We start from the raw sequence: 21924 nt of genomic DNA, 5'->3' as shown, positions 1-21924 counted from the left end.
GAACGGTAAACTTACTGATTTTTATATTTAACTAAATATTTGAACAATTAAGCATCTTTACAAGGGATTTACATAACTTATGTAGAATTAAAGGAGACACGGAACTGTAAAAAATTTGGGGGTGTGAAAATGAATGATCTGCAAAGTCTTCTTACTCGTGAAAAGCTGGAAGCTTTTCATACAGGGCTGATGAAAGATGCGTATCTATACTTTGGCGCGCATGTCGCTGCAGAGGAAACAAGATTCACGATATGGGTTCCGGATGCAGCTAGCGTAGCAGTAGCTTGTACAGATCCTGCAAGCCAACGAGAAGAAATTTTTGGAATGCAGCAGCATCCCTTTGATTCGACGATCTGGCAACTGCAGATTCCTCAAAGACTTACTGGATACGCCTATGAATACATCATTGAAACACCGAACGGAGAACTATTGCGAAAATCTGATCCTTATGCCCAAGCGAGCGAAATGCGCCCGAGAACCAAGTCGGTAGTAGCAGCAGCGTCCAAGCACACGTGGTCGAAAACTGTTTTGCATCAAAAGAAGATTCAAAATAAGAACCATTTTGAAAAACCGATGGCCATTTACGAAGTACATATCGGAACCTGGAAGCGTAATGCGCAAGGAGGTTTCTTGAATTATCGTGAATTGGCTTCAGAGCTCATTCCGTATATTTTGGATATGGGCTTTACCCACATAGAAATTCTGCCCATTACAGAGCATCCGCTTGATGAATCCTGGGGTTATCAAACAACGGGTTATTTTGCGCCAACCAGTCGCTATGGAACCGCAGATGATCTGAAATATTTTATCGCCAAATGCGCGGAACACAAAGTCGGTTTGATCTTAGATTGGATTCCGGGACATTTTTGTGTGGATGAGCATGCGATGGTGATGTTCAACGGAACTCCTTTGTACGAAGATGAACGGGAAGAGCGGCGTGCCAATCCGGACTGGGGCACTTTAAATTTTGATATTCAAAAAGGTGAAGTTGTCAGCTTTTTGATATCGAGTGCCCACTATTGGCTGAATGAATTTAAATTCGATGCTTTTCGCATGGATGCATTGGTCTGTTTGTTGTTTATTCCAAATAGGAAAGAGCGTCCCCATAATAAAGAAGGCGCCGATTTTTTGAGAAAGTTGACAAACAGTTTAAAGGAGTTTTATCCGGAAACACTGTTGATTGCAGAAGATGCCTGGCATTATCCTAAAGTAACTCATGAAGTTTCTGACGGTGGTGTCGGTTTTCATTATAAATGGAACTTTGGCTGGATGCGTGACACGTTGGATTACATGGAAACACCGCCTTCCCAGCGTTCTGAAGTCCATCAAAAGATGAATTTTTCCCTCGTGTACCAGTACCAAGAGCGCTATCTCCTCGCACTTTCCCACGATGAAGTAGTGAATGGCCGCGGGTCTTTATTGAATAAGCTGCCAGGAACGCTGGATGAGCGCTTCCTTCAACTGCGGTTGCTGCTTGGTTTCTGGATTGCTCATCCGGGTAAAAAATTGTTGTTCATGGGGCAGGAATTTGGCCATTTCGAAGAGTGGGAATTTAAACCTGAATTGGATTGGCCTTCATTGGAAGATGAAGATCATAGAAAAATGGCTGATTTCACAAAAGAATTGCTGAGTTTTTATAAAGCTGAAAAAGCATTTTTTGAATTGGACGATCATCCTGATGGCTTTACCTGGATCGATGCGGATAACCATGAACAAAGCGTGGCTGCTTTTGTTCGAAGAGGCTATATGCCGCAGGATGAGTGCATCGTTGTCTGCAATTTTTCGAACCATCACTATACTGATTTTAAATTGGGAGTTCCGAAAGGCACTGCGTATGAAAAAATTTTTACAACAGGGAAGCAATACCGGAAAGCAGTTATTGAAGCGGCAGATGCCCCATATGATGACTTGCCGTATTCCGTAGTAATGGATTTGCCCGCGTTTACGATGAATATATGGAAACAAAAACAGGATGGGAGTGGAGCAGGATGAACGATAAAGTAGTAGCAATGCTATTGGCCGGTGGACAGGGTAGCCGGTTAAAATCACTAACTTATACAATAGCCAAACCAGCGCTTCCGTTTGGCGGGAAGTATCGGATCATTGACTTTCCGTTATCAAATTGCACCAATTCAGGAATTGAGACCGTCGGAGTTTTAACTCAATACCAGCCTCATATGCTGCACGAGTATATCGGTCTTGGGACACCGTGGGACTTGGACCGCCATAACGGAGGGGTGACAATGCTGCCGCCTTATGCTGAGATTGATGGCATCAAATGGTATGCAGGAACAGCCAGTGCAATTTACCAGAACATTAGTTTTCTTCAGTCGTGTGAACCCGAATATGTATTGATTCTTTCTGGAGACCATATTTATAAAATGGATTATGAGCTGCTGATTGAATACCACAAAGAACATGAAGCAGACGTAACGATTTCAGTGTTAGAGGTGCCATGGGAAGATGCCAGCAGGTTCGGAGTTGTTAACGTCGATGATAATTTGAATGTCATGGAATTTGATGAAAAACCGAAAAATCCGAAAAGCAATTTGGCTTCTATGGGTGTATATGTATTCAACTGGAAAAAATTAAAAGAGTATTTAGAAACGGACAATGTAAATGAAGAGTCTTCCCATGACTTTGGGAAAGACATCCTGCCGAATATGCTGGAAAATGGTCAAAAAATGGTCGCTTATCCGTTTAAAGGATATTGGAAAGATGTTGGAACGGTTGAAAGCCTGTGGGAAGCCAATATGGATTTGCTGGATTTAAATTCAGGCTTGAATTTGCACGATCCAGGCTGGCGAATTTTTTCTTCGAATCCACAGCTTCCTCCGCAAATCATTACTGAAAGCGGCGATGTACAAGGATCGATGGTAAACGAAGGTTGTGTCATTTCGGGAGAAGTTGTAAAATCTGTCATATTTCAGAAAGTGAAAATTGAAGAAGGAGCATCGGTCTCTGAAAGTGTCGTGATGAGCGGGGTATCGATAAGCAAAGGCGCCAAACTTCATCGGGCGATTGTGCCGCCGAGATTGGTAGTTCCTGAGGGCTTCGAGATTGCTGACCAGCAAGACGAGGTGGTCTTATTGACCCAAGAACAATTGGATGAATGGAAGGAGCGTGGCAGAAAATGAACTTACTGGCTGTAGTGGATGCTTCTGTTAAAAAAGAAGGGCTGCAGGATTTGACAATGCAAAGGACTGTTTCTTCTGTACCTTTTGCTGGACGTTATCGATTAATTGATTTTCCTCTATCAAACCTTGTCAATTCAGGTATTAATACGGTTGGTGTGTTCCCGTCTTATCCAGTTGCTTCTTTGCTCGATCATATTGGTGTAGGAAAAAGCTGGGATTTGGACCGCAGGAAAAACGGGTTGTTTTTCCTGCCAGTTACCCAACGCGACGGTGGACTCTCCAGCGTTGGTGCATTTGCCGCATTAGAAGAACATATGCAATTTTTCACAAAAAGTGCTCAGCCTTACGCTGTAGTAACCAATGGTTTCACTATTAACCAATTGGACTTCAGGGATATGCTCAACAAGCATATCGATTCAGGTCTAGACATTACGGAAGCTGTGAGCGAAGGAATTTCATTGAAAACCTATATTCTATCAAAAAATTTACTGATTGATCTAATCCGAAGTCACCGTGAAAAAAAGGTAGTGAGTGTCGAAGATGTCGTTAATTTGAAGAAGAGCCCTTACACTTACAATGAATATGAATACAAAGGGTATTTTGCCATTATTGACTCGGTACAAAACTATTTCCAAGCTTCAATGGCGCTGCTCGATGAAGAAAACAGAAAGCGGCTGTTCTTGCCCAACCGTCCAATTTATACGAAAGTCAAAGATGAACCGCCGACACGATATGTCAAGGGTTCCCGTGTTAAGCGAGCGCTGGTTGCAAACGGCAGTACGATCATGGGGGAAGTGGTAGACAGTATCGTTAGCCGGGCCGTCTATATTAAGAAAAATGCACGTATAGAAAAATGCATTATCATGCAAAAATGTATTGTTGAAGAAAATTGCAATCTGTCTTATGTTATTGCGGATAAAGACGTCTATATCGGAGAAGGCGTGGTATTGAATGGAACGCCGGAACAGCCGATTGTTCTGCGCAAAGGAGAACGTGTCACGAAGGAGGATGTACGATGAAGATCATTATGGCAGCAGCAGAATGTGCGCCTTTTGCAAAAGCTGGGGGACTGGCTGACGTAATAGGAGCATTGCCAAAAGAACTCAGCAGATTAGGCCATGAAATCAACGTCATCGTACCAAAATACAGTGTGATTTCAGAAGAGTATACCGCCGAATTCGCCTTTAAAGAATCAATTGAATTCAGTTTTAAAGGCCAGCAAAAATCTTTTGGGGTTTTTGAATACGACCATGCTGATGTGAAATTTTTGTTTGTAGAAAGTGACGACTACTTCAAAAGAGATCAAATTTATGGCCAGGAAGACGATGCTGAACGATATGCCTTTTTCAATCGTGCGGTACTGGAGATCGTGCAGCGACAAACAAAGCAGCCGGACTTGCTTCATGTCCATGACTGGCATACTGCCGCAATTCCTTTCTTGCTAAAGGAAGATGAGCGGTATTCATCTATTAAGGCAATTAAGACAGTATTAACAATCCATAATCTGCAGTTTCAAGGAAAGTTCTCAAAAGATACATTTCAGGAAAACTTCGAAATGGATGAACGTTATTATGACGAAGGCATCGCGGAGTGGAATGACGATTTCAATGCATTGAAAACCGGTATTTTGTATGTGGATAAAGTAACAACTGTCAGTCCAACTTATCGCGATGAAATCTTGACGGATTTTTATGGAGAAAAATTGAATGGTCTTCTCCAAGAAAAAGAGCAGGATTTGGTCGGTATTTTGAATGGCATCGATACAGAAGTCTATAATCCGGCAACGGATCTGTCCATTGAGCGTGAATTCGATGCAATGAGTCTGGAAGGAAAGCAGGTCAACAAACGGGCGGTCCAGATGAAAGCTGGTCTTCCAGAACGCGGAGACGTGCCCCTATTAACGATGATCTCGAGGCTGGCAGGACAAAAAGGAATCGATGTTTTGCAGGAAGTGCTTCCTGCTTTATTGAAGGAAGAGGATGTTCAATTTGTATTATTGGGTTCTGGAGAAGAAAAATACGAACAGTTCTTTCGGGAATTGGCCGCCGATTTTCCGGACAAGGTTTACGTTCACGTAGGCTTTGATGAAAGCTTCGCTCATTTATTGTATGCGGGGGCGGATATTTTCCTGATGCCTTCCCATTTCGAACCATGTGGTTTGAGCCAATTGATCTCCATGCGTTATGGAACTGTACCGGTAGCCAATAAAACTGGGGGCCTGAAAGACACGGTTGTGGAATATGACGAAAATTTGAAGACCGGAAATGGTTTTTTGAGCGACTTTTCACAGGATAGCCCGTTCGATGCTGCGCTTAACCGATCGCTGGCTTTTTATAAGCAGCCGGAGCATTGGGAAGCCATCAAAAAAAATGGCATGGAAGGCAATTATTCCTGGTCGCGCTCTGCAGCAGAATACGCTAAACTCTATGAAAGGATAACCTAAAGGGGTGTGCCAATTATGTTTTCATCAAAAGAAGAGTTCAAGAATAGCTTTGTCACTCGAATGGAACACAAGGGAATGGAAAGAACTCTAGAACTGGCCTACGAAACACTTTGGGAAATGACGCACGAATGCATTCAGGATCGCTGGACTCGAACCAGCCAATTGTATAAAGAGAATAATGAAAAGCAATTATATTATTTCTCCATTGAATTTCTAATTGGACGGGTTCTTGGCCAAAATCTTATCAACTTAAATTATTATGATATCGTCAAGGAAGGCCTGGAAGAGATGGGTTTTCAACTATCTGAGATGGAGGAGCTTGAAACAGAGCCGGGGCTCGGCAATGGCGGTTTGGGAAGATTGGCCGCTTGTTTTGTAGATTCCTTGGCTTCGCTTGAATTGCCTGGACATGGTTATGGCTTGCGCTATAAAGGTGGTTTATTCACTCAGCATTTCGTCAATGGCTACCAGACAGAGCAGCCGACTCAGTGGATTCAAAAGGAGCATAATGTGGATGTTCGCCGTGAAGAGTTGGCGGTGGATATTCCTTATTATGGAGATGTTCAATTGGTCATGGGGCTGGACGGTCTAAAGGTCAAAGTGGAAAATTCCGAGTGGGTTAAAGCGGTGCCTTATGACATGCCGGTAGTAGGTGCAAACGGTGGTACCGTTAATACACTTCGGTTATGGCAAGCGGAAGTTTCAGATCGGCCATTTCCTGGAGACAAGGATTATGCTGTGTACGAGCACGAGACTGCCAAAATAACAGATCGGCTGTACCCTGATGATTCGTTGGATGCCGGAAAAATTTTGCGCCTGAAGCAGCAGTATTTTCTCTGCAGCGCATCTCTCCAAACCATTTTGAAAAATCGTAACTTTGCTATAGAAGAACTTCCTGAAAATGTGGCCATTCAAATCAATGATACGCATCCGGCTCTGGCGGTTCCAGAATTGATGCGTCTTTTGATAGATGATCACGGCTTAAGTTGGGAAACAGCTTGGGATGTAACTAACCGTACGATTTCTTATACCAATCATACGATTCTGGAAGAAGCTATGGAGAAGTGGGACAGCCGGCTGATTCAGTCTTTGCTTCCGAGAATCTATATGGTCATCGAAGAAATCGACCGGCGCTTTAAAGAGAGCTTGCAGAAGCAGGAACTCGACGAGGAATCCCTTCACAAACTGTCAATTATCGAAAATGGAATTATCAAGATGGCGGTATTAGCTGTAGTGGGAAGCTATAAAGTAAATGGCGTAGCAAAGCTGCATACGGAGATTTTGAAAAAGCGTGAAATGAAAGAGCTGAACGAACAATTTCCGGATAAGTTCCATAATAAAACCAATGGCATTACGCATCGCCGGTGGTTGCTAAAAGCGAATCAGGAGTTGTCAGGGCTGATTACAGAGACAATCGGACCGCAATGGATCAAGGAACCTGAGCGGTTGAACGAATTGCATTATCTTGCTCAAAATCATGCCTTTCTTCAAGAGTTCCAAGCAATCAAGAGCTTGAAAAAAGAGCATTTAATCCATCACCTTCAGCGAAACCAAAATGTCATTGTGGATCAGGATTCGATTTTTGATATTCACATCAAGCGGTTCCATGGCTATAAACGCCAATTAATGAATATTCTCCACATTCAGATGCTGTATGATCGGATTAAACGGGACTCGACGTATCGGCCATATCCACGGACTTTCTTTTTTGGAGGTAAAGCGGCACCAAGCTATCACTTTGCTAAACAAGTCATTAAAATGATCAATACGGTAGCTGCAAAAGTAAACAGCGACCCCTTAGCAAGAAAGCATCTGCATGTCGTTTTTGTTGAGGATTACAATGTAACGCAAGCAGAATATATGATTCCCGCAGCGGATGTCAGTGAACAGATATCAACCGCCTCGAAAGAAGCATCGGGAACTGGAAATATGAAGCTGATGATGAACGGTGCTTTGACTTTGGGTACTTTTGACGGCGCAAATGTTGAAATATTTGAACAGGTTGGCGAGGAAAATGCATTTGTTTTCGGAATGAGGGCCGAACAGGTCATGCAGTATGAAAAGGACCGGTCCTACGATCCGAAAGAAATCATCGAGTCGGACCCGGAAATTGCACAGTTGATGCAAGAGCTGATTAAAGGGGAATGGACAGAAGGAAAAACGAATGTCGACTTTATTGTTGAGCAATTGCTGGAGAACCGCGATCCTTATTTCATATTAAAGGATATACGCAGTTATGCGAAAGCGCATGAACAAATTTTGGACGTCTATGCGCATCCGGAAAAGTGGGCTGAAATGTGTGTAAAAAACATTGCGGCTTCCGGTATTTTTTCAAGCGATCGTACCATCCAGCAATATTCAGATGATGTCTGGCATTTAACGAAAATCCCCAGCGTACATTAAAAGCTGAAAGGGTGAGAATATGGCAGACAGAGAATTCGATAACACTGACTTAAAAGATTACAAGGCCAGTGGGGCACTCGCCGGCAAAGTGGCGATTGTCACTGGCGCCAGCAGTGGTATTGGTCAGGCAGTGGCAATTGCCTACGCTAAGGAAGGTGCGAAAGTGGTCATCGGTTATCTCGATGACGACGAAGGGGCCCAAAAAACCGTTGAATTGATTGAAGGCTATGGTGGAGAAGCCAAAGCGTTAAGCGGTGATTTAGGCAAATCGGAAAATTGCGACCAGTTGATCCAATTCACTTTAGCTGAATTTGGTCAAGTGGATATCCTGGTGAATAATGCCGGCTACCAATATCCGCAGACTTCGCCGCTCGATATTACCGATGAGCAGATGTTGAAAACTTTTGAAATCAAGGCGTTTGCCATGTTCTATTTGACGAGAGCGGCGCTTCCACATTTAAAAAAGGGTTCGCGCATTATCAATACCGCCTCCATCAATGCTTACCGAGGACATTCGGATTTGATTGATTATGCAGGAGCCAATGGAGCAATGGTGGCAATGACCCGATCGCTGGCCCGGCGTCTTGTACGTGAGGAGATTGCGGTAAATGGCATTGCACCCGGACCGATTTGGACGCCATTGATCACTAAAACTTTTGGTGATTTGAATCCGGATGTGGCCGATGATTTTGGAGAAGACGTGCCGGCAGGGCGCCCTGGACAGCCGTACGAGCTGGTTAAAGCGTATGTGTTTCTTGCAGACCCGCAAAATTCATACATGACAGGTCAGTTCCTGCATATGAACGGCGGCGACTATATGTCTACATAAACAAAATCAGGCAGGACAAGGAAATTTTCTTGTCCTGCTTTTTCATTTTTCATTGCATGTGGTAAAATTCACTGGAGAAAGAGGAGTGAGTTTTTGAAAAAGATGACGTGGGCCTTACTGGCAGTCTTTGTTATGGTGTTGCTGGCAGCGTGTGCAGAAACAGTTGAACAGCCAAAAGAAGAAAACAAAGACAAAAAAAGCAGTCAACAAAGTGAACAATCAAAACTTAAAGAGCCGGGTAAAGAGGAAGTTGCCCAGAACGGTCTGACCGTACATTATATTGATGTGGGCCAGGGAGATTCCACATTGCTTGAATTTGAAGGATTCTCAATGTTAATTGATGCAGGTAATTGGAACTCTACAGAAGCGGTGGATTATTTAAAAAAACAAGAAATTAAAGACATTGATATCGTCGTGGGGACACATCCGGATGCCGATCATATTGGGCAGATGGCGCAGGTGATAGGTGAATTTGATGTTGGAGAAGTGTGGATGTCAGGCAATACGAGCAGCTCCAATACCTTCACTAATGTGCTGCAGGCCATTGAAGCAAGCGGTTCGGATTACGTTGAACCGAGAAGCGGGGATGTTTTTGATGTGGGTTCTCTCCAGATCGAAGTGCTGTACCCGGATGAAATCACCGGAGCGGCAAACGAAGAATCGGTTTCAATGAAAATGACTTATGGCGATGTCCGTTTCATTTTTACAGGAGATGCGGGCGTTAAGCAAGAACAGGAAATGATCGACAGCGGCACAAATCTCGATGCGGAAGTTCTGCACCTGGGGCATCATGGTTCCAATACTTCGACAAGTCCGTCCTTTTTAGAGGCCGTGGCTCCTGAAGTTGCGATTTATAGTGCAGGCGCCGATAATTCCTACGGACATCCGCATGCGGAAGTAATAGCTGCCGCTGAAAATGCAGGAGTGAAAGTGTATGGCACAGATGTCAACGGGACAATCCTGGTTAAGACAGATGGGAAATCCTACACCGTAGAGACACAGCGGGAAGGGGTTCCGACTGAAGGGGAAAACCGCTGCATTGATGTGAACATAGCTTCTTCGGCAGAGTTGAAAGAGATTTCGGGGATTGGCGATGCTTATGCGCAGGCTATTATCGATCAACGGCCATTTGAAAATTTAGAGGAATTGACTGACATAAAAGGAATCGGCCAAGGGACGCTGGAAGCTATTCAAGAGCAGGGCCTGGCATGCATAGGAGGGTAACACGATGAAAGGCATTTTGGACCGGATTGAAGACGGCAGACATGCTGTTATTTTAGTGGAAGCAGAAGGCATTGAATTGGTCTTGCCCGCCAATCGCTTGCCTGAAGGAAGCCAGATCAATTCATGGTTTACCATTGATGCAGAAAATGGCCAATTGGCTCTTAGTTTGGATCAAAAGACAACCTCTTCTAAAAGCGAACAGGCTGAAGAGCTGATGATGAGACTTAGGCGGAAGAAAAAAGGAAGCCGTTTCAAGCGGAATTAAAAAGAAGCCCAGAATCTCTTGATGTCCTGGGCTTCTTTTTGTACCTGATTAAAGAGTAAGTTCGATTCATGACTTTTTCATTCTCTGCTGAGGAAAATCCTCTACGTTCAACGTGCCTAATCCTGTTCAATCAATTCCAAGTAATAATCGGCTACTTGATTGGGTTTATATAGATCGGTGATGGATGTTGAATAATTGGAGATAGATGCGTCAAACTCAACTTTTTTAGCTGGAACACGAATCCGAAAATGCATTTCATAAAGCAGTACTGCGATGTCATGATACTCTTCACTGGTGACTTTAAAGTCGAAGGAAATCTTTCTTTTTTCCTTTTCGGAATTAAGCTCTTTAACCAACTCTTCTTTAAAGTTGTAAGCATGTATCTCAGTGTCATTAATCCAAAGCGTCGTTTCCATAAGTTATTTCACCTCTGTTTTTAAGTGGTGGGTAAATTGCTGGATAGCCTGCGCCGCCAGCTGACTTTTAACCATATCTTCCATCGGCGGATTATAGAGTCCGGCCCGAACGTTAAGGTAATGGCGGTGCATCGGATTGTCTTCCGAAAGAGCGCGGGAGCCGACAATTTTCATCGCCTTGTCCACTACGCCCATTGCTGCATGAGTGACGGCGATTTTCGTGATATTCAGAGCTTCATCCATTTCAGCTTTATTGTCTGCAAGAACATAACGTTCTGCAGTTCCATATAAAAGATGGCGTGCGGTCGTCAGTTCGAGCTCCATTTCACCTATGGTCTGTTGGATGGCAGGGGTTTCCGCAATCGGTTTGCCAAGAGATGCAGGCTTGTAATTAGCAGCAAATTTTACTGCATAGGCCCTAGCGGCAGCGGCAATGCCAATATAACAGGCAGGAATATGAAGCAGCCAGCCTTTAGCGGCGGCTCCAGCCCCAGTCGGTTTTAAAATATAGGATTTGGGAATCCGGACATTGTCGAGAACCAATGTATGGCTTGCGGTGCCGCGCATCGCCAGCATATCCCAAGTTTCATCAATTGAGACTCCATCGGCATGGCGCGGAATGATGACGGTAATGACTTCATCATTTTCTGCAGCGGCGGTCACAAAAATATAGTCAAGAGCCGGTGCCATGGATGTATAGGTTTTTTCTCCACTGACAATGTACGAATCGCCATCAAGAACAGCGGTTGTACGCGGCAAGGCGCCTCTTGCGGGACTGCCGGCGTTTGCTTCTGTAGCGGCTGTATTGATGAATGCACCGTTTGCAATTTCTGCCATCAGCCATTCAGCCGAATCTGCATGCCAATGGCGGTTCTCTGCGTATTCCAGGACAATGCCGACATGCCAACCGATTGAAAGCGCTGTTGCTCCTGACCCTTCCGCTATGGCCTCCTGTGCCAAGACATATTCATAGAGCCCCAATCCCTGGCCGCCATATTCCTTTGGCAGCGACAAAGTATGATAGTTTATTTTTTTCAAATCTTTGATGTTATCGAAAGGGAAGGAGCCGTGGGCATCCAATGCGGGCTCACGTGCCTGGAAAGTCGGATGCATGGCGTGAAGCTGTTCGATTAACGCTTGCTGTTCAGGTGTTTTGATAAATTGGTTCATAAAGAAAGACTCCTTCCACTTTATTGGAGTGGGATAAGATTAAATTAAATTTAAGTTCTGCCGGACGAGGCAATTACTTCTTTTCTTTGTCCAGACTCCAGCAGCCAAATGCTAGGGTCATAAGACAACCTAACTGCATACAAAGAGCGTTACACTGTTGGACTGTCTTATGCCGGTCGAATCTAAACGGCCGCTTCCACTTTTCTAAATTAACCGTACCATAAAAAAGCCGCTAAAGCAGTGTGGCATGCTTTGGCGGCTCCCGTGTTAGCGGAGAAGAACTCCGTTTATTGCAATTTCTCTTTATGGGGTTTTCGAATGTCCGCTACAATTAAAGCTGCAACTAGGAATAATCCTAGATAGCCTACAATTGGGTAGAACAGTCTCACAAGTTCAGTGAATCCAACGAAACTTAAGATGTAAGCGATAATTCCGACGATGATGACAAAAATACGGAATTTTTTAGTTCCCATTACGACAAAGCGTGCTGAGAATGAAAACAGCATACTGACTGCCGTATTGTAAATCATGCCGAAGAGAACAAATGACATAAAGACTCCAAGAACAGGAGAAATATCATCAGCGATTTGCAGCAAAGGCATTTCTGCGCTGCCCACAATGTCCACTTTGGAGAAAATCGCCAAATGGCTCAAAATAATCAAGCCGCCGAGGATAAGTCCACCAATAAAGCCGCCGCGTGCAGCAACTTTTTCATCTTTTTCAGTGCCTCCCATGACAATGGCCATTGAAGCACCCACCGCAATATTAAATGAAACGTAATTGATGGCAGATATGAACCAATTTGGCAAAGCTGAAGTTTGTTCATTCGCAATTGAATTAAGTGCTGCAAATGAGGAATCCATCGTCACTAGGCTGTAGACTGCCAAACCGATGACAGCAATAATCAAAAATGGAGTAATGCTGCCAATGATTGCAATGACTTTTTGGACATTCATCATAATGGTCAAAACTACCAAGACTACCATGACTGTACTTCCTAAAGGTGCTGGTAAATTAAATTGCTGAGAGAAAATAGAACCTGCTCCTGCAATCATCACGACTCCTACTCCGAAAAGAGTAAGAATGATTATGTAATCGACGATTGTACCAATGATTCTTCCGCTAATACCGAAAATGGCTTCTTTATGCGATGTAGTTTTCATCCGGCTTCCGAGCCTTGTCAAACTCATCCCTAAATAGGCAAATAAAGCGGTTGCAAGAATTGCTGCAACTGTTCCCATATAACCGAAGCTTGTAAAATACTGTAGAATTTCCTGGCCAGAAGCAAATCCGGCTCCAACAATAATGCCGACAAAGGCACTTCCCATTTTTAAACTTTTCATGTTGTTCCCCCTTGTTGCGATTTGATGCAGTGATAAGTTTTTTAAAAATTAAAAAATCCCTATCTAAATATAACAAATGGAATAATGGGGTACAACAAGAAAAAGGGATTAAATCTATAGATAACCCTATATACCTATGCCGTTAGATGGTTAAAAATAACATATTAGAATAGTTAAAAAACAATTAGTAGTCCGTGGATCAATATAACGCATAAAAAAGCACCGCCGATTGAATCGACGATGCTTTAGCAATCAATTATTCGACGTCTTTGTTTGCGACGATAACCAATTTTCCTTTATCAAGTTCTTCTTCATATTCTTCTGCTTCCTGGTCGGATAAACCAGCAGCTGCTAATTTCGCACGAAGTTCGTCTCCACGTGAACTGGTCATGTTTTTCATGCTGTCCAAGAAGCCTTGCTCTTTTATGCCGACTTCTTCCGTGTCTAATGCCTTGGTAATGTCCTTATTGCGCTTTTTGTCGTGTGCGAAAATGTAGATATCGTCAAGAGAGTATCCTTGTGTTTCTAATTTCTCAATTTCCTTTTTGGCTTGCACTGCGTTTTCAACTGTCATTTTTAAAGTCAATGTAATCCCTCCAAAGTAAATTTGTATCTTACTAATATGCATACCACTGGAAGAGGGGGATTAAACAAGAGGATCTTTGTTCAATCAGTTATACTGAAAGAAATTAGAGACAGGAGTGGATTTTTTGAAGATCATACCGATTGGCGTTTGGGGAGGTTATCCCAATAAAAATGAAGCGACTTCAGCATTTTTAATTGAACAAGACGGATTTCGTTGTTTAGTTGATTGCGGAAGCGGGGTGTTAGCGGCTGTTCAGAACTACACAGAGCTACGTGATTTAGATGCAGTGATCATCAGTCATTACCATCCAGACCATATTGCCGACATCGGGGTACTGCAGCATGCCGCAATGGTGGGCATGCAGTTGAAGGAATGGGATACACCTCTCCTGTTTTATGCGCATGACAAGGATCCGGATGAATTCAAGAAATTGTTCTATAAAGGTGTGACGGAAGGGCGGGCTATTCAAGAATCAGAAACACTGAATCTAGGTCCCTGGCAGGTTTCATTCTGTGAAACGATTCATCCGGTGTATTGTCTGGCTATGAAATTCACAGCCAATGGGCGGACAGCGGTATTCACTGCAGACACCAGCTGGAAAGAGGAATTGGTCAGCTTTTCTGAAAATGCGGATCTGGTGATAGCAGAATCCAATCTCTATGAAAAATACCTGGGTATTATTCAAGGTCACATGAGCGGCAGTCAGGCAGGGGAACTGGCCGAACGCTCCAATGCCAAGCGATTGCTGTTGACCCATCTGCCTCAATACGGAGATTTAGCTGAAATTTTAAACGCAGCAAAATCCAGTTATTCTGGTGAAGTCGAGTTTGCAGTAATTGGAAAGAGCTATGAACTCTAAATCATCAATCAGCAGGCAGATAGTTTGTATACCCGATATTTTCCTTTTATCCTTAGAGCATACGAAGGATGAAAGGAAGTAAAAAAATGCCATACCCTATAGATTCATTTCCGGTTTCCGTTCTGGACTTAGTTCCGGTTCGCGAAGGTGGAACAACTAAAGATGCACTAGATGAAATGGTCTCAATTGCACAGCATGCAGAGAAATTGGGTTATCGGAGGTTCTGGTTGTCTGAGCACCACAATACAGCAACACTTGCCAGCTCTGCTACCGCGATTCTAATTTCCAAAGTTCTTGAAAATACTGAATCCATTCAAGTGGGATCGGGCGGCATCATGTTGCCGAACCACACACCGCTAGTTGTAGCAGAGCAATTCGGGACGTTGGAAACGCTGCATCCGGGCCGCTTGAACCTCGGTCTTGGACGAGCTCCGGGCACCGATATGCAGACAGCACATGCGCTTCGCAGAACCACTCAGGAAACAGCGTTTGCGTTTCCGCAGGACGTCGTCGAACTTCAAAATTACTTAAAGCCTCTTGAAGAACAAGGTCCTGTCCGGGCGCATCCGGGTGTTGGAACGGCAGTGCCGGTCTATATTCTAGGATCCAGCACTTCAAGTGCGCAACTAGCTGCACGTCTTGGACTGCCATATGTATTTGCAGCACATTTTGCGCCGCAGCAGTTGGAGCAAGCTCTTCAAATTTACCGCAGTGGGTTCCAGCCATCTGAATACTTGGCTGCACCGTACGTAATGGTTTGTGTAAATGTCATTGCAGCTGATACTAACCAGGAAGCTGAAAAGCTTTCCACATCCAGTGATCAATTCTATTTAAATGTGGTAAGAGGCAGCAAGAACCCTTTGCAGCCGCCGTTGGATACGATGGATGGCCAGTGGAGCTATCGTGAAGAAATGATGGTACGTGGAATGTCCCAATACACCTTTAAAGGCGATGAAGAGGCGCTAAGTGAACGCTTAGGGAAATTTATAGCAGAACTGCAGGTTGATGAAGTAATCGCTGTCTCCTATATTTACGATCAGGAAAAGAGAAAACGTTCATTTGAAATTCTTAAACAAGCTGCAAATCGCTTTAAGTCTGTAGCTGCACGTTCTATCTAAACCGTTTTGAAAATCGTACATGCGGTTTCAAAATACGATAGTCGCAGGCTGATTCTTTTATTTATCTTTACAGATTGTAGAGACTGGAGGAGAGGTAAGTGAAAATCGGAATTATTGGTGCCACTGGAAAAGCAGGTAATTTAATTTTAAAAGAAGCTTTAAAGAGAGGGCATGAAGTGACAGCGATTGTCAGAAACTCTCAGAAAGTCGAGAATTCTGACGTTCCAGTGCTGGAGAAGGATGTTTTCAGTTTGACTTCAGAAGATTTAGCTCCCTTCGATGTGGTGGTAAATGCATTCGGTGTTCCCCCAGAAAAGGCAGAGCAGCATATCGAAGCAGGAAGAAACCTTATTAATTCGCTTAAAGATGCTCCGGGCACCCGGTTGATTGTGGTTGGAGGCGCCGGCAGTCTGTTTGTTGATGAAGCACGAACGACACGTTTGGCAGAAACTCCAGAGTTTCCCGAAGCGTTCAAATCAATCGCCAACGGCCAAGCACAAAATTTAGCCGATCTTGAAGCTTCAGAAGGCATTCAATGGACATTTTTGAGTCCCGCAGCTTTTTTCGATCCGGAAGGCCGTCGTACGGGGCGTTATCAGAAAGGCGACGATGCATTTATCGTCAACAGCAAAGGAAAGAGTTACATCAGCTATGCAGACTATGCAATTGCGTTAGTTGATGAAATCGAAAGCGGTGAACATAAGAATAGTCGATTCACAGTAGTTTCTGAAAGCTACTGACGACTTTAAGAAAGAGCCGATTTCAACGGGGATCGGCTTTTTTTTATTGCTTGAAATCAAAGAAATCCTAATGGAACTTGCCATGAAATGTTCACGTTCCTCCATTAAATGGCTGTGGGAATCATGTATAATGAGATGAAACTTGAGCTTAAAAGGTGGGAATCAACACAATGGATTTTTTATATTTTCCTGAAGACAAATCGGAATACATCCCCGGGATTATTTCTGTCGTTATTATATTCATTTTGTCCGTGCTGATTGTGCGGTTATTGGTTAGAGCTTCTCGCAAGCAAGTGAAACAATTGGAAGAGCAAGGCTATCCGGCCGTTTACAAAGATGGTTTTGACGCGGAAAAATCGGATGAAAACGTTGAAAATCCACAAGAAACTGTAGACAAAGTGAACGAAGAAAAAGCAGCCCGCGATAAACTGAAGTCCTGACATTGTCAGGGCTTTTTTTGATCTTTTCAATAGGTGTATACTGTAAGCAATTGAGAAGAACGAAGAAGTGGGGAAAGAGCTTATGAAAAACATTTTTGGCGGTGTGCAATGGGCGGTCTTCCTGGTTGCTTCTTCCATAGCAGCACCAATTGCAATTGCCAGCATCTTTGGCCTGGATACGACGGATACGGCGCTATTTGTACAGCGAACCATGTTTGTGTTGGGCATCGCTTGTTTAGTCCAGGCTTTTGTCGGACACCGTATGCCCATTAATGAAGGGCCGGCTGGTTTGTGGTGGGGGATTTTCATCGTTTATGCCGGTTTGGTCGGGATCATGTATTCCTCTATGGAAGAATCGCTTCAAGCGCTGCAAAGCGGCTTATTATACAGTGGCGTCCTTTTTATTATCTTCGCTTATACGGGTTTGGTCGACAAATTAAAGATTTTGTTTACACCTACGATAACGTTTGTTTACCTCTTGCTGTTGGTGCTTCAAATCAGCGAGTCGATTCTCGCGGGCTTACTGGGCATCGTCTCAGAGGGCGACCCGGTAGATGGTGTGGTATTAATGGGCGGCATTATAGTGATTTTATTGACTTTCTTTTTTATGAGCCATAAAGCGCCCTGGGTCAGCCGTTACTCTATTCTGTTTGCGATTGCAGCAGGTTGGCTGATTTTCTGGATATTAGGCAAATCGCCCGAAGCAGGAAGCGGGGGAAGCGGCTTGGTTTCCTTGCCGGAAATGCTGGTCTTTGGACCATTAATTTGGGATAGTGGAATGTTTGTTACAGCTTTATTCCTGACCATTTTATTGATTGCCAACATGATGGCTTCCATTAAAGTGATGGAGAGCGTTTTAAAAAACTCTTTTGGGATCCAAGCGCCAGATCGTATTAAGCAGGCTTCGGTTGCTTCGGGTATCAACCATATCTTAGCTGGCCTTTTTTCTTCCATCGGACCTGTACCGATTTCAGGAGCGGCTGGATTTGTCAGCGCTACCAGAACACCTGCATTAAAGCCGTTCATTTTTGGAGGAGTCATCGTTATCCTGATCAGTTTATTTCCGTCTCTTATGGCAATCCTTGCTTCGCTGCCGGCTCCTGTGGCTTACGCAGTCATCTTTGCCGTATTCACCAAAATGGTAGAGATGGCCTTTACCGAATTGGAGAACGAAAAAAACCGTCAGCATTCCTATAAAGTGGCTGCTTTCGGTTTAATGAGCGGTATCGGCATCATGTTCGTTCCAGCTGCAAGCGTGGCGAATTTGCCATCGGTTCTGGCAGCTACAATGTCTAACGGACTGATCACGGGTACCATTATTGCCATTTTCGTGGAGCAGCTATTACTGTGGCAGAACAAGAAATCCTAAAAAGAGCCGTACGCATCTAAGTGCGTACAGCTCTTTATGGTTTCATTCTTAGCAGCAAAAGCGAAGTCCTCAGGCTTCCAGCGCTTGCGCTTTTCTTTATTCAGCTTCGATCTCTTCTGTCAATCGCACCAGTTCATCCACCAGTTCGCCGATATAGGCAATGGTATCACGCAACGGCTGGTCGGTAGTGATGTCAACTCCGGCCATTTGAGCAAGTTCTACTGGTGTTTTCGTGCCGCCGGCTTTCAAGACTTTCAACCATTCTTCTACCGCTGGCTGTCCTTCATTTAAAATTCGTTTCGATACTTGAGTAGAAATGGTCAATCCTGCACTGTAGGTATACGGATATAGGCCCATGTAATAATGCGGTTGGCGCATCCAAGTCAACTCGGCGCCATCCGTAATATCGACGGCATCTCCCCAGAATTCCTCCAGCACGCCGCGTTTGATTGTGTTTAGAACGCCGGCGTTGACACTTTGTCCGGAATCAATCCGTTCATAGACTTTTCGCTGATAAGCAGCTTCAAGCAGATGAGTAACAAAGTTATGGTAATAGGTTCTCGCGACAATCGATGAAATGACCCAGCGCTTGAACTTCGGGTCCTCCGAGTTCTTCAATAAATGATTGGCTACGAGCATTTCATTCATTGTTGAAGGTGCTTCGATAAAGTAAAGGGATGGCCGCGCATTAAAGACATTCTGTTCACGGTTGGCGTTATAGAAATGGCCAGCATGCCCGAGTTCGTGGGCAAGAACAAAGACTTCGTTCATGCGGCCAGTCCAGGAAATCAAAATATAGGGATGATCGCCATATGGGCTCGAGCAGAAAGCACCGGTTGATTTTCCTTTGTTTTGTGCAAAGTCGATCCATCTTTCGGAATAAGAGCGATTGACCATTTCAATATAATCAGTGCCCATGATGGAGAGCGCATCATCGATGTATTGTTTGGATTCTTCCACTGTAATTTCCGGTTCATAACTCGGGTCCAGAGAGATTTTTAGATCGGCAAAAGTCATCCGGTCAAGGCCGTGCACCTTCTGCAATAATTTTGCGTATTTTTGCATATGCGGTGCAAGCTCTTTAGTAATCAAGTCGATTTGGCGGTTATAAAGCGAGCGGTCTACTTCCTGGTTAAAGAGCAGGTAGTCAAAGATGCTGTCATAGCCACGAAGATCTGCCGTCGTTTTTTCTGTCTGCAATTGCATATCATACGTTTTGGCGGTGGTATGCTGATAATCTTTTAATTTATTCGAAAAAGCTTCAAATGCTGCACGGCGCAGCTCTGGATCGGGCTCTGCTTCCCAATCGCCTTCAAAGGAAACGTAGCTGAGCGGATACTTTTGGCCTTTTACTTCAAAGTCTTCAAAATTCATATCGACCATTTTTGTTGTGTTGTAAAGACCGTAAGGGGCACTAAATGTGGACGAATAAGCGGCTAGGCTTTTTTCCACTTCAGGATGCAGCTGGTAAGGTTTTTTACGTAGCAGTTTCTCTAGAAACACGCTGAACTCAGCTGATTCCTGCATGGCCTTTTCCAGTGTTTCTTTCGGTAAAGCCAGGAGCTCGCTGCTGATGAAAGACAGCTTGCTGCTGATTTTAGCGGAAGCTGCACTGAATTTGCTGGATTGCATCTGTGATTGATCGTTTGTCTGATCGATACTGATTGTCAGGCTGGCGTATGTGCTTATCGGAACTAGTTTCTCAATGATGAATTTGTAATCGGTTAAAGCCTGGATGATGGATGGAACATCGGTAATCGTTCCTTGGGTTTTTTGATTAAAAGCTTCCACTTCTTTTTCCAAACTTTCTAATGCGCGGTCAAATTCTTTGGAATCGGTAAATAAACTGGACGTGTCCCACGTCTCTTCAACAGGAATAGCTGAACGTGCCGGCAAACTTTTAACCATACGAATCTCTCCTCTATAGTATTACGGATTTCGAACTAATTAATAGTATAGAGGGAGATCGGTGAAATGTAAAAATATTATTCAGAATTTAATAAAAAATATTTAAAAAACAGGTTTAAATTTAATAGAAGGATGGGTACTATATGAATACAAGGCGGAATCACCGTCGGAAGAATACGACTGGATCCGATCCAGAATCGCCTTCAGACGAGAAACTGCACAGCCTTGGCGGGAAATTTGCTTTACTGACGATATTCACTCTTGTCAGGAACCATTGTTAATTGGGTTTCTATCCGGAAAGTGTTTCAAACAGTAAGCCGTAAGTTTTTTGTGGAAGTGCAATTGAAAGCCTGACTGCAGAACCAAAAATTTCACTGAGAAGTAGATGTGAACCTAATTGCCCTATCGGCAAGTGACAGTCAGCGTAACTAAACTGCAATGACGAGAGTTTCGTATTCGTCAGAGATTTACAGTTTGTAGAAAGAATTTAATAAAATTTTCCGCGTGCAAAAAATCCCTCAGGATTTTCGAGGGATGGAAAAGGAAGAGCATGATCTGATGAAAAGGATCATGCTTTTTCCTTTGCATTTTTATTCCACTTTTCCTAAAGAGAGAATGAAAAGTTAATGGATAAATTCCCCTTCAACTAATAAAACCCGGGGGCATGCCATCCCAAGTTTAATCAGTATTCTTTTGTATCAATGACATTGTGGTTGTCATCTAAAATCTCCACCTTGCTAGGGCTGTTGCTTTTAGCCAGTTTTTGCGCAGCTGCGATTGCACCATCTTTAGATGTATAAGAATCTGTGGGTGCGACATCTTCCAATTTTACAATCCAACGGGAGGCGTCCTGGTTTGGCGCTACGCTGTAAGATTTCATGTAAATTCAACCAACTTCCAATTATCTTCCAGTTATATTTTTTGTGTTCCCTGCTGACTATCCAATTAAACGATTCTTGACTAGAAAATAGTTGATTAAAGCGTAATATGGAGGACATAACAAAGAATGAAAGTAAAAAATTATACTTAAGAAGTGAGGGAGATCTATGACAGAAACGATTGAACATGCTATTCAGGACGATTACGCAGAAGACTTTGCCTGGTGTTACGGTTGCGGGCGCCTGAACAAAGAAGGTCATAAGTTCCGTACAGGATGGAATGGACAAGAAACCATAACTTGGTATACACCGAAAATTGAGCATACAGCCATTCCTGGATTTGTGTACGGCGGATTGATAGCTTCCCTCGTAGACTGCCACGGAACAGGATCCGCATCGCTGGCGCTCCACCGTAAAAAAGGATTTGAAGCTGGCAGTGGAGAGGAGCCGCCGCGTTTTGTCACGGCTTCCCTGCGTGTCGATTATTTAAAGCCGACTCCTCAAGGAATTGCTTTAAAGGCAATGGGCAGAATTGAAGAAATCCATCCGAAAAAATTCAAGGTGCAAACAGAAGTCTATGCAGGAGAAACGCTATGCGCGACAGGGGAAGTCACCGCAGTGGTCATGCCTGCTTCATTTGCTAAATAATCGGCTTTTATAAAAGCGGCAACCCTCCCTTTATTTTTATCATGAATTTAAAGTCTAGTTTACTGGTAAGGATTGAAGGTTTTATTGTATACTTTCTTTATTCTTTTAAAGATTGAATCTTTTGAGAAATTGATTTAAGCAGGAAGGT

General features: G+C 43.7%; 20 protein-coding genes. 14 read left to right on the top strand and 6 right to left on the bottom strand.

The window, feature by feature from the left end:
• The first annotated feature begins 129 nt into the window (after nt 1–129).
• The 8 genes from glgB (at nt 130) to FQV26_RS15445 (ending at nt 10301) form a co-directional block, all read left to right on the top strand.
• The gene (gene glgB / locus FQV26_RS15480) at nt 130–1992 is read left to right on the top strand and encodes a 1,4-alpha-glucan branching protein GlgB (protein WP_146558520.1); all 1863 of its coding nucleotides are present in this window, start codon (nt 130–132) and stop codon (nt 1990–1992) included.
• Complete coding sequence (locus FQV26_RS15475) at nt 1989–3137, top strand: glucose-1-phosphate adenylyltransferase (protein WP_146558518.1); 1149 nt, start codon at nt 1989–1991, stop codon at nt 3135–3137. Before glgB ends, FQV26_RS15475 begins: the two co-directional genes overlap by 4 nt.
• A complete protein-coding gene (locus tag FQV26_RS15470; RefSeq protein WP_146558516.1) occupies nt 3134–4156 on the top strand; it encodes a GlgC family sugar phosphate nucleotidyltransferase in 1023 nt (340 codons plus the stop codon). Before FQV26_RS15475 ends, FQV26_RS15470 begins: the two co-directional genes overlap by 4 nt.
• Nucleotides 4153–5580: a glycogen synthase GlgA gene (gene glgA / locus FQV26_RS15465; protein WP_146558514.1), complete on the top strand. Its 1428-nt coding sequence runs from the start codon at nt 4153–4155 to the stop codon at nt 5578–5580. Before FQV26_RS15470 ends, glgA begins: the two co-directional genes overlap by 4 nt.
• A 15-nt stretch (nt 5581–5595) precedes the next feature.
• The gene (gene glgP, locus FQV26_RS15460; RefSeq protein ID WP_146558512.1) at nt 5596–7983 is read left to right on the top strand and encodes a glycogen/starch/alpha-glucan family phosphorylase; all 2388 of its coding nucleotides are present in this window, start codon (nt 5596–5598) and stop codon (nt 7981–7983) included.
• Between the two features lie 19 nt (nt 7984–8002).
• The gene (locus FQV26_RS15455) at nt 8003–8812 is read left to right on the top strand and encodes an SDR family oxidoreductase (protein WP_146558510.1); all 810 of its coding nucleotides are present in this window, start codon (nt 8003–8005) and stop codon (nt 8810–8812) included.
• Between the two features lie 102 nt (nt 8813–8914).
• The gene (locus FQV26_RS15450) at nt 8915–10036 is read left to right on the top strand and encodes an MBL fold metallo-hydrolase (protein WP_261384378.1); all 1122 of its coding nucleotides are present in this window, start codon (nt 8915–8917) and stop codon (nt 10034–10036) included.
• Between the two features lie 4 nt (nt 10037–10040).
• Nucleotides 10041–10301: a DUF3006 domain-containing protein gene (locus FQV26_RS15445; RefSeq protein ID WP_146558506.1), complete on the top strand. Its 261-nt coding sequence runs from the start codon at nt 10041–10043 to the stop codon at nt 10299–10301.
• A 116-nt stretch (nt 10302–10417) separates the two neighbouring features.
• Here FQV26_RS15445 and FQV26_RS15440 read toward each other — a convergent pair whose 3' ends face one another.
• From FQV26_RS15440 to FQV26_RS15425, 4 genes are all read right to left on the bottom strand, one after another.
• Entirely contained in the window at nt 10418–10717 is a 300-nt protein-coding gene (locus FQV26_RS15440) for a DUF3219 family protein (protein WP_146558504.1), read from the bottom strand.
• A 3-nt stretch (nt 10718–10720) separates the two neighbouring features.
• Nucleotides 10721–11887, bottom strand: a complete 1167-nt coding sequence (locus FQV26_RS15435) for an acyl-CoA dehydrogenase family protein (RefSeq protein WP_146558502.1) — start codon at nt 11885–11887, stop codon at nt 10721–10723.
• A 287-nt stretch (nt 11888–12174) separates the two neighbouring features.
• The gene (locus tag FQV26_RS15430; RefSeq protein WP_146558501.1) at nt 12175–13230 is read right to left on the bottom strand and encodes a YkvI family membrane protein; all 1056 of its coding nucleotides are present in this window, start codon (nt 13228–13230) and stop codon (nt 12175–12177) included.
• 256 nt (nt 13231–13486) lie between these two features.
• Nucleotides 13487–13816 (bottom strand): YflT domain-containing protein, encoded by a 330-nt coding sequence (locus tag FQV26_RS15425; protein WP_146558499.1) that lies wholly within the window; start codon nt 13814–13816, stop codon nt 13487–13489.
• Nucleotides 13817–13940: 124 nt separating this feature from the next.
• Between FQV26_RS15425 and FQV26_RS15420 the strand changes: the two genes are divergently transcribed.
• The 5 genes from FQV26_RS15420 (at nt 13941) to FQV26_RS15400 (ending at nt 18342) form a co-directional block, all read left to right on the top strand.
• The gene (locus FQV26_RS15420) at nt 13941–14675 is read left to right on the top strand and encodes an MBL fold metallo-hydrolase (protein ID WP_146558497.1); all 735 of its coding nucleotides are present in this window, start codon (nt 13941–13943) and stop codon (nt 14673–14675) included.
• Between the two features lie 86 nt (nt 14676–14761).
• Nucleotides 14762–15793, top strand: a complete 1032-nt coding sequence (locus tag FQV26_RS15415) for an LLM class flavin-dependent oxidoreductase (protein WP_146558495.1) — start codon at nt 14762–14764, stop codon at nt 15791–15793.
• Between the two features lie 98 nt (nt 15794–15891).
• Nucleotides 15892–16533, top strand: a complete 642-nt coding sequence (locus FQV26_RS15410) for an NAD(P)-dependent oxidoreductase (RefSeq protein WP_146558493.1) — start codon at nt 15892–15894, stop codon at nt 16531–16533.
• A 170-nt stretch (nt 16534–16703) separates the two neighbouring features.
• Complete coding sequence (locus FQV26_RS15405; RefSeq protein ID WP_146558491.1) at nt 16704–16973, top strand: hypothetical protein; 270 nt, start codon at nt 16704–16706, stop codon at nt 16971–16973.
• An 82-nt stretch (nt 16974–17055) separates the two neighbouring features.
• Nucleotides 17056–18342, top strand: coding sequence for a purine/pyrimidine permease (locus FQV26_RS15400; protein WP_146558488.1), 1287 nt, complete (start codon nt 17056–17058; stop codon nt 18340–18342).
• 96 nt (nt 18343–18438) lie between these two features.
• Here FQV26_RS15400 and pepF read toward each other — a convergent pair whose 3' ends face one another.
• Nucleotides 18439–20250 (bottom strand): oligoendopeptidase F, encoded by a 1812-nt coding sequence (gene pepF, locus FQV26_RS15395; protein WP_146558486.1) that lies wholly within the window; start codon nt 20248–20250, stop codon nt 18439–18441.
• A 682-nt stretch (nt 20251–20932) separates the two neighbouring features.
• Entirely contained in the window at nt 20933–21130 is a 198-nt protein-coding gene (locus FQV26_RS15390) for a DUF2188 domain-containing protein (RefSeq protein WP_146558484.1), read from the bottom strand.
• Nucleotides 21131–21296: 166 nt separating this feature from the next.
• On the opposite strand from FQV26_RS15390, the gene FQV26_RS15385 reads away from it, so the two are divergent.
• The gene (locus tag FQV26_RS15385; protein WP_146558482.1) at nt 21297–21776 is read left to right on the top strand and encodes a PaaI family thioesterase; all 480 of its coding nucleotides are present in this window, start codon (nt 21297–21299) and stop codon (nt 21774–21776) included.
• The last annotated feature ends 148 nt before the right edge of the window (nt 21777–21924 follow it).

The sequence above is a fragment of the Planococcus sp. CPCC 101016 genome, from assembly GCF_007859295.1.
Classification (GTDB): Bacteria; Bacillota; Bacilli; order Bacillales_A; family Planococcaceae; genus Planococcus.
This window is presented reverse-complemented; position numbering and strand designations above follow the sequence as displayed.